Consider the following 16,513-nt stretch of genomic DNA (forward strand, 5'->3'; position numbering starts at 1 on the left):
CCGGGACACTCCCTGATCGGGTCGTTCGAGGAGGATCCATGCAGCACTTCGCCGTTCGCGGGAATCCGCGTGTGGGGAGCATCCGGGGGTACGTGTCGAAGCACGGCGTTCGGAAAGCATCGTGCACGGTACTCGCTGCCGCAGCCGTTCTGACGCCGTCCGTCGCCCTGGCGGCTCCTGCCGCACCCGGCACGTACGCATACGTCGCCAACACGGGCCAGAACAAGGTCCGGGTGTTCGACACCGCCACGAACGCCCTCGTGACGAGCATCGACACCGGAGCGTTCAGCGGGCCCCTGCAGGTCGCCGCTGCCCGAAACGGCAAGAAGGTCTACGTGACGGAGCGGGACTCGGGCGCCGTGTCGGCGATCGACGCTCTCACCAACACCGTGGTGGCCGAAATCCCCACGGGGAACGGCACTCCGGAGAGCGTGGCCATCTCGCCGGACGACAGTCGCGCCTATGTCACCGTGGAGGGGAACGGACTGGCCAACCGCGTGGTGGCGATCAACACCGCCACCAATGCCGTCGTGGGCACCCTCGAGACGGGGGCGGACACGCTCCCGAACGGGCTGGCGGTATCCCCGGACGGGAAGCGCCTCTACGTCGCCTACCGGGGCGCAGGTGTGGTGGCAGTGATCGACTCCGCCACCATGACGCTCATCACGACGGTGGACGTCGGACCGAGCGCACCGCGAAAGGTGGCCATCTCGCCGAGCGGCGCACGTGTCTACGTCACCGAGAACACCTCGGGCGAGGTATCGGTCATCGACACCGCCACCAACACGGTCGTGGTGCCGATTCCGGTCAACCAGGGGCTGGACGGCGTGGAGGTCTCGCTGGACGGAAAGCGCGTCTACGTCGCCGACCGGAACAACGCCCGGGTGGCGGTCATCGATGCCGCCACGAACAGCGTCGTCACTTCGATCCCCACCTCCGGGGATCCCGCGGAAATGGCGGTTTCCCCCACCGGAGCCCGGCTGTACGTCAGCCACCCCAACGGCGCGCACGGGGTATCCGTCATCGACCTCGCCACCAACTCCGTCTCCGCGACCATCGACAGTCCCCAAGGCGCGCTCATCGGAATCGACCTGGGCTCGGTGCCGGGGACCTCAAAGGTGTCCTGCCCGGCCGGCAGCGTGCTGACGGGCGGCGGCTTCGGATCCACCGGTCCCGCACCGGATCAGCTCGTCAGCAGGCCGGTACCCGGCACCAACGACTGGGAGGTGAACGGGCAGAACAGGACGCGGGACGACGTCACCCTCACCCCGTATGCCGTCTGTGCCACGCCATGACGGCCTCGCGACGACCCGAAGGCAGCCGCCGACTGCCCACGGGCCCCGGGTCCACTTCCAGCGGACAATGATCAGGAGTAAGTGCATGCCGTCTGAAAGCACAGCAGCAACGCGGCGGAGCGGTCCGCCACGCCGGACCGGATGGGTCGCCGGAGCCGTTGTCTCGCTCGTCCTCACAGGTGCCGGTTTCGCGGCGCCCGCAGCCGCCGCCACCCCGCAGGACCCTGCGGACGCGCAGTACCTGACGGTGGATCCGCCTCCGCAGCACGACGAATGCGCCGAGGGGCGGCCATGGGACGAGTCGTGCGAGCCCCACCCCGGAGGGCCTCCGTTTCCTCCCGGACCCCCCGGACCCCCCGGACCTCCCGGACCGGCTGGAACCCCCGGTCCTCCGGGAGCCCAGGGCGCTCCGGGGGTCCCCGGCCCGGCCGGCACCCCGGGATCAGCCGGGCCCGCCGGACCCCAGGGAGTAGCCGGACCTGCGGGCCCTCCTGGTCCCCCCGGACGCGTTTTCACCCTCGTCGTCACGGGCCGGCCCGTCTTGATCCCCGCGGCCCCGTAGCGGCACCGGGCCCCGCGGGGCTGCCGCACCGCACGGCCGGCACCACCACGTGCTGCCGGCCGTGCGGCGCACCCGGCGGCACGAAACCACGGGCGGGAGCGGCTTTGGCGACAGGCACACGGAGCGGTTGCTGCGGACGGTCGGGCCGTTGGGGGGGGGCGACGACCGTACCCAACCGTGACGTGAGCCGTCGGCGCCGTGCGAGTCAGCCGTGGTGCAGAGACCCCAGCAGGCCTTCCGGGAGGTACTCCGAGTGAGCGTCGGCCACCGCCGCCGGGTCGGCGGGCCGGTCGAGAGGAGGGTGTTCGGGCCGGCGCGGCAGCGACACGGGCTCGGCGCTTCCGAGTCGCCGGGCGACGTCCTCGCGCAGCTTCGGCAGCAGCGCGTAGAGCGTGTCACCGGGACACGCGGTGCTGTTGAAGTCCCGGTGCCCGTAGATCTCGGAGGCCGGCACGTCGTACTGGCGGCACACGCGGGCGCACAGGTCGGCGAGGGCGGAGAACTGCGCCGGCGGAGGCTGCACCGTCATGTAGGTGCCCTCGTTCTCGATGCCGATGGCCACGTTGTTCTGGCCGACGCAGTGGGCGCCCCGTACCGTCTGGGCCCCGGCGTCCAGCGCGGCGAGGCTGTGGTGCCGCCCCTCGAGGACGAAGGCACCCCTGCTGATGGTGAAGTGCTGGCCGGTGTCGATCCAGCCCTGCATGTCCATGTGGTACGTCTGGATGGCGCGGGCGAGTCTGAGGGCCCGCTCCCGCGAGTAGTCCGTGACGTTGGCCGTGGCCGTGTGGTGGATGATGATCTTCGCGGGCCGCGAGGCGAGCAGCACGACGGGTTCGGACGCCTCGCGGGCGCCCCAGCCGGTGCAGTCGGTGATCTCGGGTGCCGGGTGGCCGTCGCGGCGCTGGAATGCCCGGGGACCGGTGGAGGCCATGGCCGGGGAGGCGGCGGCGGTGGGCAGGATGGAGGCGGCTCCGACCGCGAGCGCGGCGGATACCAGAGCCCTGCGGGTGAGCCGGGAGTGCGGTGTGAATGTCATGGAGCAGCCGTTCCGGTGGGGGGGGAGACGTCCCATGGAACGAGGCGGGGCCCCCGGGGGCACGCAGGCGCTCCGGGGACGCGGTCCGTTGGTCCTTTGGGAGGACGGCGAGTCGGCCGCACGGTGTATGGCGGCTCCGCTGCCCGGCCGGCCGGGCCACGGCCGACGCAGGTCCTGGCCCGGCCCAGGGCCCGGAGTCGTCACCGGTGGCCGCGGTGCCGCGGAGGCTCACACCCGGCCGGCACTGACGACGTCCGCCGCCGGCCCGGCAAAGCTCAGTCCGTAGGGTGAGGGTCCGGCGGGTGACGGGTTCGCGGTCCGGTCGCCGCCGCTTCTCAGGGGCCTTTGTCGAGTTCCGCGACGATCGAGGCGGGGGTGTGTCCGCTGCCGTCGGACAGGCGGTGGAAGTCGACGGAGACGAAGTTCGGAGTGCGGCCCCCGCCGGCGGTCCGGCACTGCTCCGCGATGCGGTTCCTGAGCTTGGCCCCGTTGTCCAGGGACGCGGTGAGGACCGTGGGCACGTTGCGGTGGTGGCTCATCGTGAACAGCCGCCGGAAGCCGGGTTCCTGGCGGTCCAGGGGCACGTCGGGCCAGCGGGTGACGCACGCGAGGTCGTCGCCCAGGTCGCCGAGGCTCCAGTAGTTGCTCACGGTCCAGGACCTGTCGTACATGACGCCCAAGTGCTCGCGGTCGGACCGGTCCGAGAAGACGATCAGGCGCTTGCCGCCCCAGCCCTTTCGGGCCTGAGCGCCATCGGCGCCGCTGGATCCGCCACATCCCCGAGCCGGCCCCTGAACTCGGGACGCGCTGTACGAGTACGCACGCACCGAGCAGGAGGAGAGCGCCGGACCCGCGCTCCTCGCCTGACGCACTCCCGCGGTCCCGTGCCCTGGATCCGGTCCCGCAACGGCCGACGCCGCCGTTGGCTCGCCGGATTCCGCGCTTCACTGGTCGCTCCAGGCCATCGGTCCTGCCGGACCGTCAAGCCTTGCCGTTTGATGAGTGCATGAATGCATGAGTGCATGAGTGCGCATCCCACCCGTTGTGCCCACAGCGCCAGGCGAACAATCGCGCTGGTGGGCCAGAGGAGAGCCCCGCCGCCCGGGGGACGTTGCGGCGGGGCTCTTCAGTGGTGCGCGCCAACGGGTGGGAGGTGGCGCGCCCCCTCTGGGTGGGGTTCACGCTACGCCCGACATGGCCGGAACAACACCCCTCAACGTGGCTGGATTTAGAGGTTTGCTGTTCCCGGAGTGGGTCGAGGTTTGGCCAGGGACGGCGTGGAGTTGCCGGCGTCGGGCAGTTCGCAGCCGCCGCGGCCGTCTACGCGGCACGAGCCTTTCGTGGGTCCGCCGGAAGGTACGGGCTCGCGCGAGCAGCGCAGTACCGAGGTTCCACGCAGGGTGACCGCGGTCGGCGTCGAGCGGGCGACAGCGAGACGATCCAGCTGTACGTCGTCCACTCGGCCGCCGCGGCGGGGACCAACCTCGGCGACGGGTGGTGACGAGCTCGTGCACGGTGGGCGGGTGAGACGTCGGGGCCAGACCGCGCCCTCGGCGAGCGGCTGAAGGGCGCCCGGTCCAACCTCCGCCCGATGGCCGCGGGGATGCCGCGGTCTCGGGCCGGACGACAGGGCAGGCTCCGTGCGTGTGCGGCGCCTGGCGAGTCAGCCGCCGTAGCCGTCGTCGGTGGCCCGCTTCCGGTGACGATCGGGGTCGTGGATCGCGGTGAGAAACGGCGTGATTCCCAAGGCGTGGAAGCCGTACGCCAGTTGCTGGTACCACGCTCGTTCGTTCTCGAGCTCCTCGGACACCTGAACGGGGACTGCGCCGGTGTGGTCGCCGGTCGACACCATGACGACGAACGTCGTGTCCTCGTCTGCCGAGTCGGACGGATTGGCGATCACCGTGAAGTCCCATGTTGCCGCGCCGGGGATGTCCGAGCCGGCATCCAGGCGCCGCAGGACGAACGTCGGCTGTCCCGGCAGTACTGCGGACTGTGCCCGGATCGCCATCGTCCTCTGTCTCACGATCCGCCAGGGTGGCTCCGGGCGCGTGTGGTGAATGTCGGAGAAGAGTTCCTCCCGCAGTTCCGAGTACGTGGCGGCTGTCCGGGCCAAGGCCCGTGTGAAGTCTCCCGGGGCCCGCTCAGAAGAGTTCCAGGTCCTCGCCGCTGGTGTCCGCGATGACTGGCCGGAACCGGGCAGGGAGGCCGTCCAGGCGGTCAGGACCGGCCGCTGCGGCGACGGCGGGGGCCGTCTCGGCCAACCAGGCGCGAAACCGCTCGGCGGCTTCGCGGTAGGGGACTCGCGCCAGGACGCGGTGCTCGCCGGAGGGGCAGAAGTCGACGGCGACAGTGAGCAGGCAGGAACGGGGAGTGTTCTGACTGCCCGTCCAGGACACGCGCAGGACACCGCAGGGCTTGCGCCCGCGGGGGGCGCGGTGGGTCGGGCGCAGCGATCGGCAGAGTATGTGGGCGGTCCATGCGGCGAGGTGCGGCAGGGGCAGGGTGGTGCGCGCGCGACAGCCGGGGCAGCGGTGCCAGTGGCGGAGCCAGTCGTCGGTGTCGGTGTGGAAGAGGCGTGTGTACCGGTTCGCCACGCGGATGTCGTTGTCGTACAGGTGGTCCGGGCGTTCCTGTGTGTTGCAGGACTGGCAGACGGGGGCGCGGACGTAGCCGTGTTCGTGGCAGTGGTCGAGCACGGTGGCGGGCGCGGTGCGGCAGACGGCGCACGCCCACCCGGCCACCCTGCGGGAGGTACCGGGCTTCCTGCTGAGCACCGAGTACAACTGGCCTTCCAGCTCTTTGTCGTACCGGAGCAGTGAGGCGGTGGGGCCCTCGGGGCCCGTCGTCTGCCGACCGCCGGCGTTGCGGGCCTGTCGGGGAGGGGTGGGCGGCTCGGTGACGGCTGTGCTTGCTCGGCGGGTCCGCGTGGCTTGCACCCACTGTCTTTCGGCGTGCTCGGCCGCGTCCAGCAGCCTGACCACGGCGCGCGGCAGCCACCACGTGCGCTGTGTCCCGTCGCGGGTCTGCTCCACGAGCATCTGTCGCCAGTCGATCCCCGCCAGAGGGTACGGTCGGCCGATTTCACATCGCGCTGCCCGCTCGGGGCCGGCCGGCTCCTGTAGTTCCCCCGTGATGCGTCGGCGCCAACGCAGCGGCGTTTCCTCGTTGCGCTCCTGCCTCGGCGCTCCACGAAACGGACCGATGCGAACCAGGTCCCGCCGATCCATTCCCACCGCGTTCAGTTCCGCGGCCGCCCGGCGCACCTCGACCTCCGGAACACTCCACTGACCGTTGCCCGCCCTCACCATCGCCACCACATGGCCGCCGAGCAGGACGTACCTCACCCGGGCGGGGGCAGGAGAGCGGGTGAGTGCCCCGGAAGCCGTCGGCACAGCACTGGCGGCCGTCAAATCGACCCACAGGGCGTCCGCGGCAACCAGGGTGATCAGGCCGTCCGTGCGACCGGGCATGACACGCTCTGACATACCGACAGGCTAACGGCCCCCGACGCGGCGCGGCGGCGGGTCCCGAGCGCCTCGGTCAACCGGGCCGCCGCCCGCAACTCCACATACCTGAGGCTCTGGTTGGGGAGCGAACCTTTCCCCTCCAGGAGGGAGCGGGCCGAGCCGCCCCCCGGCCCGCCCGGGGCGGGGTCTCCGGCCGGTCACGGGGTGTGACTGCTCCGCGTGGCGGAGGCATGCGCCACCCGGTAGCGTCGAAAGGGCGCGTTCCGTGCAAACCGCTGCGGCCTGACCAGGCAGGGCCGCCGATGTCGGCAGAGGAACGAGACCACATGCCAAAGCACTGCGTCCACGCGGCGGCTGCCGGGGCAGCTCTGGTCTGTCTGGTGGCATTCGGCCCTCCACCCGGCAGCGCCGCGTCAGCACCCGCCCGGCCCGCGGCCGAGCCCACCCCGGCAGGATCGCCGCAGTTCGTTCCCGGCCCCTGTCCGAAGCCGCCCGAGCCCATCGAAGCGCTGAGCGGCGCCCGGTGCGGCCTCCTCGAGGTTCCCGAGAACCGATCCCGCCCCGGCGCCCGGACCATCAAGCTGGCCGTGGCCGTCGTTCCGGCTGTCACGCCGACGAAGCCCGCTCAGGACCCCGTGGTGTTCATGGCGGGCGGCCCCGGTGCCGACACGTTCGACGACATTCCGTTCCTCGTCGACTCCGGCCTGAACAAGGACCGCGAACTGATCATCATGGCCCAGCGCGGCACCCTCTACGACCAGCCGAACCTCGCCTGCCCGGAGGTCGACCGGTTCAACGCGCGGGCGGTCGGCCTGGGCTACGACGCACCAGAGGCGGAACGACTCTTCCTGAAAGCGGTGAAGGACTGCCGGCACCGCCTGACGGCCGCCGGCACCGACCTGAGCGCCTACAACACCACCGAGAACGCAGCCGACTTCGCCGACCTGCGCAAGGCGCTGGGCATCCGCCAGTGGAACGTCTACGGGTACTCCTACGGCAGCAACCTGGCCCTCACGTACCTGCGCCTGCACCCCGAGGGAATCCGCGCGATGGCGATCGACTCGATCACCCCTCCCCAGGTCGTGACCCTGCCGTGGACATGGGGCAGCACCGCCGAGGGGATCGACAACATCTTCGAGGCGTGCGCGGCGCAGCCCGCCTGCAAGGACCGGTACCCGGACCTCCGCCGCACGCTGACGGAGCAGGTGCGCAGGCTGGAGGCACATCCGCTGACGCTGAACGTCGCGCCGCCGAGCGGAGGGAAGCCGGTCAAGGTCGTACTCGACGGGGGCGCACTGCTGAACCTGATCGTCGCCTTCACCCCCCGGCCCAAGGACATCCCGGCGGCGCTGGAGGAACTCGCCAACGGGAACCCGGAGCGCTTCGCGAAGGCCCGTGCGGCCGGCTCGGTCCAGAAGGTCGGCGAGTTCGCCCACGGCCTGACGAACTCGGTGGCGTGCGCTGAGTGGGCGCCGGGGTACTCGGAGTCCGACGTGCTGAAGGCGGGGCGCAAGGCGTACCCCGGGTGGCCGGACACGGTACTGGCCCAGGTGCCGCAACTTCCCTTCCAGTACCCGGCATGCGGGATCTGGGACGTTCCGGACCGAGCCTCCGTCCAGCGGGTGGCCACGGTCAGCTCCGTACCGGCGCTCGTCATCTCCGGCACGTTCGACGTGAAGACCGGGGCGAGTTGGGCGAAGGGCGTCGCGCGCAACCTGTCCGGGTCGACCGCCATTCAGGTCCCCGGAATCGGCCACTGGGTGGTCCCGCAGTCGCCGTGCGCGCAAAGCGTGCTGGCCTCGTTCCTCGCCCGTCCGAAGGCGCCCGACACCAAGTGCGTGGACGGTCTCGAACCCGAACCGTTCACGATCATCCCGAAGTAGCCGGGAGGGCAGATGACACGCCGTCAAGCGCACCGTCGTCGCCGCACCGCACGACGACTCCTGGCCACCTCGGCCGGCGTGGCGACCGGTCTCCTCGTCACCGGCCTGCTCTCCGCGCCCACTCAGACGAAGGCGCACGCCGACGACGGAGCGCCGATCGGCACCGTCGCCCGGACGGTGGGCGACGCCCGCTACGAGCCGGGCCCCTGCCCGAAGACACCGGAACCCGTGGAGGAGCTGGAAGGGGCCCGCTGCGGAACGCTCACCGTGTCCGAGAACCGCGCCGAACCAAGCGGCAAGACGATCGAACTCGGTGTCGCGATCGTGCCCGCCACGGCCGGTACACCGAAGTCCGACCCCATCGTCTGGCTCGCGGGCGGACCGGGAGACGACGCCGTGGGCGAGGCGAAGTTGGCGATCGGCGCCGGCCTGAACCGCGACCGTGACGTGATCCTCATGTCCCAGCGCGGTACGTACTCGGCCGACCCGACGGCCCTCTGCCCCAACATCGACCAATTCAACGCACGCGCGGTCGGCCTCGTCTACGACGCTCCGTCCACCGAACGACTGCACGTCGAGGCCACGAAGGCCTGCCGCGACCAACTGGCGGGCCGCGGGCTCGACCTCAGCGCCTACAACGACACCGAGAGCGCCGCCGACTACGAGGACCTGCGCTCCACTCTGGGCATCAAGCAGTGGAACCTGTACGGCATCTCCTACGGAACCCACCTGGCCCTGGTCTACATGCGCCTGCACCCCGAGGGGCTCCGCTCGGTGGGCATCGACGGCATACTGCCGCCGTCCAGGGCCGGGTCGGCGGCGACGTGGAGCAGCGCCCGGCAGGGCATCGACGGCCTGTTCAAGGCCTGCGCGGACCAGCCGGCGTGCGACAAGCGCTACCCGAACCTGTCGGCCACCTTCGACAAGCTCGTCAGCGACCTCGAAGCCAAGCCGGTCACCACCACCGTCACGCTCCCCGGCCACGACAAGCCGGTCAAGGTCGTACTGGACGGCGGAGCCCTGGTCAACTGGATGACCTCCGCCACCCACGTCGCACCGCAGGTGCCCCGCGCCCTCGACGAGCTGGCCCACGGCAAGCCGCAGCGGATCGCTCGGCAGTGGGCGGGCGGCAAGCTCAGCCCGCAGGCCATCGGCAGGGTTGCGCACGGTCTCGCCTACGGCGTTTTCTGCAGCGCGTGGACGCCGTACGAGAGCCAGGAGCAGGCACTCAAGGGCGGACAGGACGCCTTCCCGTCGTTCCCCCGCTCGGTACAGGCCCAGGCGCCGCAGCTCACCTTCCTCCGCCCGGACTGCGATGTCTGGAACGTCCCCCCTGCGGACCCCTCGATCCGTGACGTCACGCGCGGCGACATCCCCACCCTCGCCCTGTCGGGCAGCTTCGACTCCCAGACCGGGGCGGACAACGGGCCGTACGTCGCCCGCACGCTGAGCAAGGCCAAGGTCGTCACGATCCCCTACCAGCCGCACGTGGTGATCGCCACGTCGAAGTGCGCCCAGGAGATCGCCGTCTCCTTCTTCGATACCCCGGACGCGCCGAAGACCGGCTGCCTGAAGGGCCTGGAGCCGCCCGAGTTCGAGATCGCTCCCTGATCAACGTGCGCACGTGGTCCGCTTCGTGACCACCGCCCTTGTCCTCGGCGGATGCTGCCCGCGGGGACCCGCATCCTGGTGACGAGCACGGTGGGAGCCGACCGGGCGCCACAGCCCCCAGTCGCGGCTGGGGGAGCGGCGCCCGGCCGGCTCCCGGTCCGTGCGTCGTGGAACATCAGTGCTGGGGCAGTGCCTTCAGCGCGGTGTTGAGTTCGAGGACGTTGACGCGTGGTTCGCCCATGAAGCCGAGGGTGCGACCGGTGGTGTGGTCGGTGACGAGCTTCTCGACCTGCTGGACGTCGAGGCCGTTCCGCTCGGCGACGCGGTGGACCTGGATCTTGGCGTACTCGGGGGAGATGTGCGGGTCGAGGCCGGATCCGGAGGAGGTGACGGCGTCGGCCGGCACGTCCTCGGGCCGGACCTCGTAGGAGGCCGTGGAGTTGTCGGCGATGACGGCTTCCTTGGCGGCGACGACCTGGGCGCAGAGGGTGCCTTCCTCCGCGCTCGCCGGGCAGAGGCCGCCCACGGCGCCGTTGTCGGCGGAGCGGTTGGTGGCGCCGGAGAGGATCAGCGCGTACCGGGTGTTGACGCTGTTGGAGCCCAGGCCGTTGGAGGGGCGCGGCTGGAACCACTTCAGGTCCGGCCGGGCCGCCTCCTCGGCGTCGTTCGGATCGTTCTTCGGGAGGTTGTACGTCTGCCCGATGAGGGAGGAGCCGACGACCTGGCCGTTCTTGTCCTTGATCTCGGAGCCGTTGGCGTTGTCGTTGAAGAGGGCCTGGGCGATGCCGGTGACGGCGAGGGGATAGATGACGCCGCAGATCACGGTCAGGACGAGGAGGGCGCGGAGGCCTGCCCCGAGCAACCGTGCTGCGTTTCCTACGGAGTTGTTCATCGCAGATCAGCCGATTCCGGGGATGAGGGAGATGAGGAGGTCGATGACCTTGATGCCGATGAACGGGGCGATCAGACCGCCCACGCCGTACAGGCCGAGGTTGCGGCGGAGCATCTTGTCGGCGCTGGTCGGCCGGTAGCGCACGCCCTTGAGGGCGAGCGGTACGAGCGCGATGATGATCAGCGCGTTGAAGATGACGGCGGAGAGGATCGCGGACTCGGGGGAGGTCAGGCCCATGACGTTGAGCTTGTCGAGGCCCGGGTAGACCACGGCGAACATGGCCGGGATGATCGCGAAGTACTTGGCGACGTCGTTGGCGATGGAGAACGTCGTCAGCGCGCCGCGCGTGATCAGCAACTGCTTGCCGATCTCGACGATCTCGATGAGCTTGGTGGGGTTGGAGTCGAGGTCCACCATGTTCCCGGCCTCCTTGGCGGCCGAGGTGCCCGTGTTCATGGCGACCCCGACGTCGGCCTGGGCGAGGGCGGGCGCGTCATTCGTGCCGTCGCCGGTCATCGCGACCAGCTTGCCGCCGGCCTGCTCGCGCTTGATGAGGGCCATCTTGTCCTCGGGCGTGGCCTCGGCGAGGAAGTCGTCCACGCCCGCCTCCTCCGCGATGGCCTTCGCGGTGAGCGGATTGTCGCCCGTGATCATGATCGTCTTGATGCCCATGCGGCGAAGCTCGTCGAAGCGTTCGCGCATGCCTTCCTTCACGACGTCCTTGAGGTGGATGACGCCCAGGACCCGGGCGCCCCGGTCGTCCTTGACGGCGACGAGGAGGGGCGTGCCGCCGGCTTCCGAGATCCGGTCGGCGAGGACGTCGGCGTCGTCGGAGACCTGACCGCCCTGCTCCTTCACCCAGGTGATGACCGAGCCGGCGGCGCCCTTGCGGGTCTGCCTGCCGTCCATGTCGACACCCGACATACGGGTTTGCGCGGTGAAGGCGATCCACTCGGCCTGCGACAGTTCGCCCTGGTGGCGTTCGCGCAGCCCGTACTTCTCCTTCGCGAGGACCACGATGGAGCGGCCTTCGGGAGTTTCGTCCGCCAGCGACGAAAGCTGCGCGGCGTCCGCCAGTTCGGCCTCCGTGGTGCCCTTGACCGGTACGAATTCGGAGGCTTGGCGGTTGCCGAGGGTGATGGTGCCGGTCTTGTCGAGCAGCAGCGTCGACACGTCGCCCGCCGCTTCCACCGCGCGGCCGGACATGGCCAGGACGTTGCGCTGGACCAGGCGGTCCATGCCCGCGATGCCGATGGCGGAGAGCAGCGCGCCGATGGTGGTGGGGATCAGGCAGACCAGCAGGGCGGTGAGCACGATCATCGACTGCTCGGCGCCCGCGTAGATCGCGAACGGTTGCAGGGTGACGACGGCCAGCAGGAAGACGATGGTCAGCGAGGCGAGCAGGATGTTCAGCGCGATCTCGTTGGGCGTCTTCTGCCGCGCCGCGCCCTCGACCAGCGCGATCATGCGGTCGATGAAGGTCTCGCCGGGCTTCGTCGTGATCTTGACGACGATCCGGTCGGAGAGGACCTTCGTGCCACCCGTGACCGCGCTGCGGTCGCCGCCCGACTCGCGGATGACGGGCGCGGATTCGCCGGTGATGGCCGACTCGTCCACCGACGCGACGCCCTCGACGACGTCACCGTCACCGGGGATGATGTCGCCCGCCTCGCAGATCACCAGGTCGCCGATACGGAGCTCCGCGCCGGGGACCCGTTCCTCCATCGAGCCGTCGAGGCGGCGGGCGACCGTGTCAGTCTTCGCCTTGCGGAGGGTGTCGGCCTGGGCCTTGCCGCGGCCCTCGGCGACGGCCTCGGCGAGGTTGGCGAAGATCGTGGTCAGCCACAGCCAGCCGGTGATCGCCCAACCGAACCAGTCCGTCGGATCCTTGACCGCCAGCACGGTCGTGACGACCGAGCCGATCAGGACCACGAACATGACCGGGGACTTGATCATCACGCGCGGGTCGAGCTTGCGCACCGCGTCCGGGAAGGACTTCAGCAGTGCCTTGGGATCGAAGAGCCCCCCGCCGACACGGCCGGCCGCGGGCGGGTGCCCGGTGGGAACGTCCTCGTGCGGGGCACGGGTGGGAGTGATGGTGCTCATGAGGCGAGCCCTTCGGCGAGCGGCCCCAGCGCGAGGGCGGGGAAGTAGGTCAGGCCGGTGATGATGACGATCGTGCCGACGAGCAGGCCCGCGTAGAGCGGCTTGTCGGTGCGGAGCGTGCCCGCCGTCTCGGGGATGGGCTTCTGCTCGGCGAGCGAGCCCGCCAACGCGAGGACGAACACCATGGGCAGGAAGCGGCCGAGCAGCATGGCGATGCCGATGGTGCTGTTGAACCACTGCGTGTCGGCGTTGAGTCCGGCGAAGGCGGAGCCGTTGTTGTTGGCGCCCGAGGTGTAGGCGTAGAGGATCTCGGAGAAGCCGTGCGCGCCGGAGTTCGTCATGGAGTTGCCCGGGGTGGGCAGGGCCATCGCGGCGGCGGTGAAGCACAGCACCAGGGCCGGGGTGACGAGGATGTAGCAGGCGGCGAGCTTGATCTCGCGGGTGCCGATCTTCTTGCCGAGGTACTCGGGGGTGCGGCCGACCATCAGGCCGGCGATGAACACCGCGATGATCGCCATGATCAGCATGCCGTAGAGGCCGGATCCGACTCCGCCGGGGGCGATCTCGCCGAGCTGCATGCCCAGCATCGCGATGCCGCCGCCGAAGCCGGTGTAGGAGGAGTGGAAGGAGTTGACGGCGCCGGTCGACGTCAGCGTCGTCGCCACGGCGAAGATCGACGAACCGCCGATGCCGAAGCGGGTCTCCTTGCCCTCCATCGCACCGCCGGCGACGTCGAACGCCGGTCCGTGGTGAGCGAACTCGGTCCACATCATCAGCGCGGTGAATCCGATCCAGATGATGCCCATGGTGGCGAGGATCGCGTAGCCCTGGCGCAGGTTGCCGACCATGCGGCCGAAGGTGCGGGTCAGTGCGAAGGGGATGAGGAGGATCAGGAAGATCTCGAACAGGTTCGAGAAGGGGGTCGGGTTCTCGAAGGGGTGGGCGGAGTTGGCGTTGAAGTAGCCGCCGCCGTTCGTGCCCAGCTCCTTGATGACCTCCTGCGAGGCGACCGCCCCGCCGTTCCACTGCCGGCTGCCGCCCATGAACTGGCCGACCTCGTGGATGCCGGCGAAGTTCTGGATGACTCCGCAGGCGACCAGGACGAGGGCGCCGATCACGGAGATGGGAAGAAGAATGCGGAGGGTGCCGCGGACCAGGTCGGACCAGAAGTTGCCGAGTTCACCGGTGCGGGAGCGCGCGAAGCCCCGGACGAGCGCCACCGCGACGGCCATGCCGACGGCGGCGGAGACGAAGTTCTGCACCGCGAGGCCACCGGTCTGTACGACGTGGCCCATGGCCTGTTCGCCGTAGTACGACTGCCAGTTGGTGTTCGCCACGAAGGACGCGGCGGTGTTGAAGGCCTGATCCGGATCGATCGACACGAAGCCGAGGGAACCAGGCAGGCTGCCCTGTAGGCGCTGTATGCCGTAGAGGAACAGGACGCCCACCGCCGAGAAGGCGAGGACGCCGCGCAGGTAGGCGGGCCAGTGCATCTCGGCGTTCGGGTTGGCGCCGATGGCCTTGTAGATCCACTTCTCCGGTTTGTAGTGCTTCTCGGAGGTGTAGACCCGGGCCATGTGGTCGCCGAGTGGGCGGTAGGCCAGCGCGAGTGCGGCGATCAGCGCGAGGAGCTGGAGCACGCCGGCGGTTACGGGGCTCATATCAGTGCTCAGAACCTCTCCGGGTACACAAGGGCGAGGACGAGGTATCCGAGCAGTGAGACGGCCACGACGAGGCCGACAACGTTCTCGACAGTCACAGCCTGGTCACCCCCCGGGCGATGAGAGCCACCAGCGCGAACACCGCGACCGTGGTGACGACGAAGGCCAGATCGGCCATCGCGAGCTCCTGAGTGAAGTGGGAAGAAATGAATCAGCCAGTTGGCTGATGACGAGACAACCGCGTCTTCACCCGGGTGTTAAGCCGCCTTGACGGGGTCCATACGGCCGCCCCGCAACCCTTGACGCCCCTCTTACGGGAGGCCGCGCGGCGGATGTCGAGGAGGGGGAGGACAACCGCAGGCGGGTTCCCTCGACGCGATGCGGAGGTCCGGGGGGTGGTCGGGCCTGGTGAGGAAGCCGGAACGTGCCGCGCGGGAGGAGCGCCCATACGCTTGAGGGGATACCTCCGGACCTGGGCGGGAGGCCGTCACATGAGCAGGCGTTGGACCGCGCGTCTGGCCCTCGCGGCGGGCGTGGCCGCGCTCTTGGTACTGGTGGTCTTCGCCGGGTTCGGCAGCCTCGTGCTCATGGGGGTGGGGTGGGCGGGTCTGGTGCTCACGGCGGCCGGTGGCTGGTGGATGCTCACCCACACCGGCTGGATCCGGGTACTGGCCGTGCTGCTGGTGATCGCCGCGCCGCTCGGTGTCCTGGTCCTGTACGCGTCCGCCGGACTCCTGTGGGTCGTGCTGGTCTCCCTCGGCCTGTGGGCATTGGCCGTTTCCGCCGGCAGGGCCGCGCTTGCGGACGACACCTCGCCGACCATGTCGGAGCGGTCCGCCGGCCGGGCCGAGCACCCGTTCCTGATCATGAATCCGCGCTCGGGCGGCGGGAAGGTCGGCAAGTTCCGCCTGGCGGAGCGGGCCAGGGCCAAAGGCGCCGAGGTCGTCGTACTGGACACGACCGGACGGCAGGACGTGGCCGAGCTGGCGCGGCGGGCCGTCCGGGGCGGGGCCGATCTGCTCGGCGTCGCGGGTGGCGACGGTACACAGGCCCTGGTCGCCGGCGTGGCCGCGGAGCACGACATACCGTTCATGGTGATCGGCGCCGGCACCCGCAACCACTTCGCCATGGACCTGGGCCTCGACCGGGACGACCCCTCCAGGTGTCTGGACGCACTGGACGACGGTGTCGAACTGCGCATCGACATCGGCTACCTCCAGGGGGGACCGCCGGCGGACCGGAGCGCGGAGCGCGTCTTCATCAACAACGCCTCGTTCGGCGTGTACGCGGAAGTCGTGCAGAGTCCCGCCTACCGCGACGACAAGGCCCGCACCATCCTGGAGATGCTGCCGGACCTGCTGACCCACCAGAGCGGCGCCGTGCTGAGTGTCCGTACCGACGAGCTGGCCGTGGAGGGCCCCCAGGCGGTACTGGTGAGCAACAACCCCTATGCGAGGGGCGACTCGGCGGGACTGGGGCGCCGACAGGGACTGGACTCGGGCGAGCTGGGGGGGCTGTGTGTCGGCGTCGGCAACGCCGCCGAGGCCACGGAGCTCCTGCTGCGGGGCGGGCAGGGCCGCGGGCTGACCGCGACCACCGCCCGAGAGGTCGTCGTCGACGCCGACGCCCCGGTCATACCGGTCGGTGTCGACGGCGAGGCCCTGACGCTGCCCACTCCGGTGCGCTGTCGTCTCGCGCCCGGCGCTCTGCGCGTGTGGGTGCCCCGGCACCGGCCCGGCGTGCCGCCCGTCGCACCGCCGATGGACTGGCGCCGGGTACGGACTCTGGCACTGTCGATGGGACGGGCGGCGGCCGGGCGCGGTACCGCTTCATCAGTGGCGGGTATCGGGGCACTCGTCCGGGTCGCCGGGGGCGTCGACGCCTTCCGCGGCGGCCGAGGTGATGCCGGCGAGCGCGTCGGTGAGGTCGGTGGGGACGCGGGTTCAAGGAGGGTGAGCCGGTGGGAATGATCCGTTCCGGTTTCCGTGGCGGGGCTT

Annotated in this window: 12 protein-coding genes; 4 read left to right on the plus strand and 8 right to left on the minus strand. The window is 70.4% G+C overall.

The genetic code is table 11. The annotated features are described in order from the left end of the window. The first annotated feature begins 38 nt into the window (after positions 1-38). Complete coding sequence (locus ADK55_RS19215; RefSeq protein WP_053680361.1) at positions 39-1,295, plus strand: beta-propeller fold lactonase family protein; 1,257 nt, start codon at positions 39-41, stop codon at positions 1,293-1,295. Positions 1,296-2,062: 767 nt separating this feature from the next. On the opposite strand, the gene ADK55_RS19220 is transcribed toward ADK55_RS19215, so the two are convergent. The 4 genes from ADK55_RS19220 to ADK55_RS19235 form a co-directional block, all read right to left on the minus strand. Beyond that, complete coding sequence (locus ADK55_RS19220; protein ID WP_078999128.1) at positions 2,063-2,893, minus strand: peptidoglycan recognition family protein; 831 nt, start codon at positions 2,891-2,893, stop codon at positions 2,063-2,065. A 335-nt stretch (positions 2,894-3,228) separates the two neighbouring features. After that, positions 3,229-3,564 (minus strand): hypothetical protein, encoded by a 336-nt coding sequence (locus tag ADK55_RS19225; protein WP_053680366.1) that lies wholly within the window; start codon positions 3,562-3,564, stop codon positions 3,229-3,231. A gap of 992 nt (positions 3,565-4,556) precedes the next feature. Then, entirely contained in the window at positions 4,557-4,904 is a 348-nt protein-coding gene (locus ADK55_RS19230; RefSeq protein ID WP_159041472.1) for a hypothetical protein, read from the minus strand. Between the two features lie 133 nt (positions 4,905-5,037). Next, the gene (locus tag ADK55_RS19235; RefSeq protein WP_053680370.1) at positions 5,038-6,381 is read right to left on the minus strand and encodes an endonuclease domain-containing protein; all 1,344 of its coding nucleotides are present in this window, start codon (positions 6,379-6,381) and stop codon (positions 5,038-5,040) included. Positions 6,382-6,689: 308 nt separating this feature from the next. On the opposite strand from ADK55_RS19235, the gene ADK55_RS19240 reads away from it, so the two are divergent. After that, entirely contained in the window at positions 6,690-8,246 is a 1,557-nt protein-coding gene (locus ADK55_RS19240) for an alpha/beta fold hydrolase (RefSeq protein ID WP_053680372.1), read from the plus strand. 12 nt (positions 8,247-8,258) lie between these two features. After that, the gene (locus ADK55_RS19245) at positions 8,259-9,857 is read left to right on the plus strand and encodes an alpha/beta fold hydrolase (RefSeq protein ID WP_078999130.1); all 1,599 of its coding nucleotides are present in this window, start codon (positions 8,259-8,261) and stop codon (positions 9,855-9,857) included. A 175-nt stretch (positions 9,858-10,032) separates the two neighbouring features. Here ADK55_RS19245 and ADK55_RS19250 read toward each other — a convergent pair whose 3' ends face one another. From ADK55_RS19250 to kdpF, 4 genes are read right to left on the minus strand one after another with little or no spacing between them, the layout of a single operon-like run. Continuing rightward, the gene (locus ADK55_RS19250) at positions 10,033-10,749 is read right to left on the minus strand and encodes a potassium-transporting ATPase subunit C (RefSeq protein ID WP_053680374.1); all 717 of its coding nucleotides are present in this window, start codon (positions 10,747-10,749) and stop codon (positions 10,033-10,035) included. A gap of 6 nt (positions 10,750-10,755) precedes the next feature. Continuing rightward, positions 10,756-12,855, minus strand: a complete 2,100-nt coding sequence (gene kdpB, locus ADK55_RS19255; RefSeq protein WP_053680376.1) for a potassium-transporting ATPase subunit KdpB — start codon at positions 12,853-12,855, stop codon at positions 10,756-10,758. Beyond that, positions 12,852-14,516, minus strand: a complete 1,665-nt coding sequence (gene kdpA / locus ADK55_RS19260; RefSeq protein ID WP_053680377.1) for a potassium-transporting ATPase subunit KdpA — start codon at positions 14,514-14,516, stop codon at positions 12,852-12,854. Before kdpA ends, kdpB begins: the two co-directional genes overlap by 4 nt. Positions 14,517-14,524: 8 nt before the next feature. Beyond that, complete coding sequence (gene kdpF, locus ADK55_RS35575) at positions 14,525-14,614, minus strand: K(+)-transporting ATPase subunit F (protein ID WP_037860493.1); 90 nt, start codon at positions 14,612-14,614, stop codon at positions 14,525-14,527. Between the two features lie 393 nt (positions 14,615-15,007). Here kdpF and ADK55_RS19265 point away from each other — a divergent pair, with 393 nt between their 5' ends. Continuing rightward, positions 15,008-16,486, plus strand: a complete 1,479-nt coding sequence (locus tag ADK55_RS19265) for a diacylglycerol/lipid kinase family protein (protein ID WP_078999131.1) — start codon at positions 15,008-15,010, stop codon at positions 16,484-16,486. Positions 16,487-16,513: the final 27 nt, after the last annotated feature.

Origin of the sequence: Streptomyces sp. WM4235 (assembly GCF_001279725.1) — a bacterium.
Taxonomy (GTDB): domain Bacteria; phylum Actinomycetota; class Actinomycetes; order Streptomycetales; family Streptomycetaceae; genus Streptomyces.

Coding starts and splice junctions, on each gene's coding strand:
- ADK55_RS19225 (WP_053680366.1), bottom strand. CDS start 3,564: ATGTACGACAGGTCCTGGACCGTGAGCAACTACTGGAGCCTCGGCGAC.
- ADK55_RS19245 (WP_078999130.1), top strand. CDS start 8,259: ATGACACGCCGTCAAGCGCACCGTCGTCGCCGCACCGCACGACGACTC.
- ADK55_RS19240 (WP_053680372.1), top strand. CDS start 6,690: ATGCCAAAGCACTGCGTCCACGCGGCGGCTGCCGGGGCAGCTCTGGTC.
- ADK55_RS19265 (WP_078999131.1), top strand. CDS start 15,008: ATGAGCAGGCGTTGGACCGCGCGTCTGGCCCTCGCGGCGGGCGTGGCC.
- kdpB (WP_053680376.1), bottom strand. CDS start 12,855: ATGAGCACCATCACTCCCACCCGTGCCCCGCACGAGGACGTTCCCACC.
- ADK55_RS19235 (WP_053680370.1), bottom strand. CDS start 6,381: ATGTCAGAGCGTGTCATGCCCGGTCGCACGGACGGCCTGATCACCCTG.
- ADK55_RS19220 (WP_078999128.1), bottom strand. CDS start 2,893: ATGACATTCACACCGCACTCCCGGCTCACCCGCAGGGCTCTGGTATCC.
- ADK55_RS19230 (WP_159041472.1), bottom strand. CDS start 4,904: ATGGCGATCCGGGCACAGTCCGCAGTACTGCCGGGACAGCCGACGTTC.
- kdpA (WP_053680377.1), bottom strand. CDS start 14,516: ATGAGCCCCGTAACCGCCGGCGTGCTCCAGCTCCTCGCGCTGATCGCC.
- ADK55_RS19250 (WP_053680374.1), bottom strand. CDS start 10,749: ATGAACAACTCCGTAGGAAACGCAGCACGGTTGCTCGGGGCAGGCCTC.
- ADK55_RS19215 (WP_053680361.1), top strand. CDS start 39: ATGCAGCACTTCGCCGTTCGCGGGAATCCGCGTGTGGGGAGCATCCGG.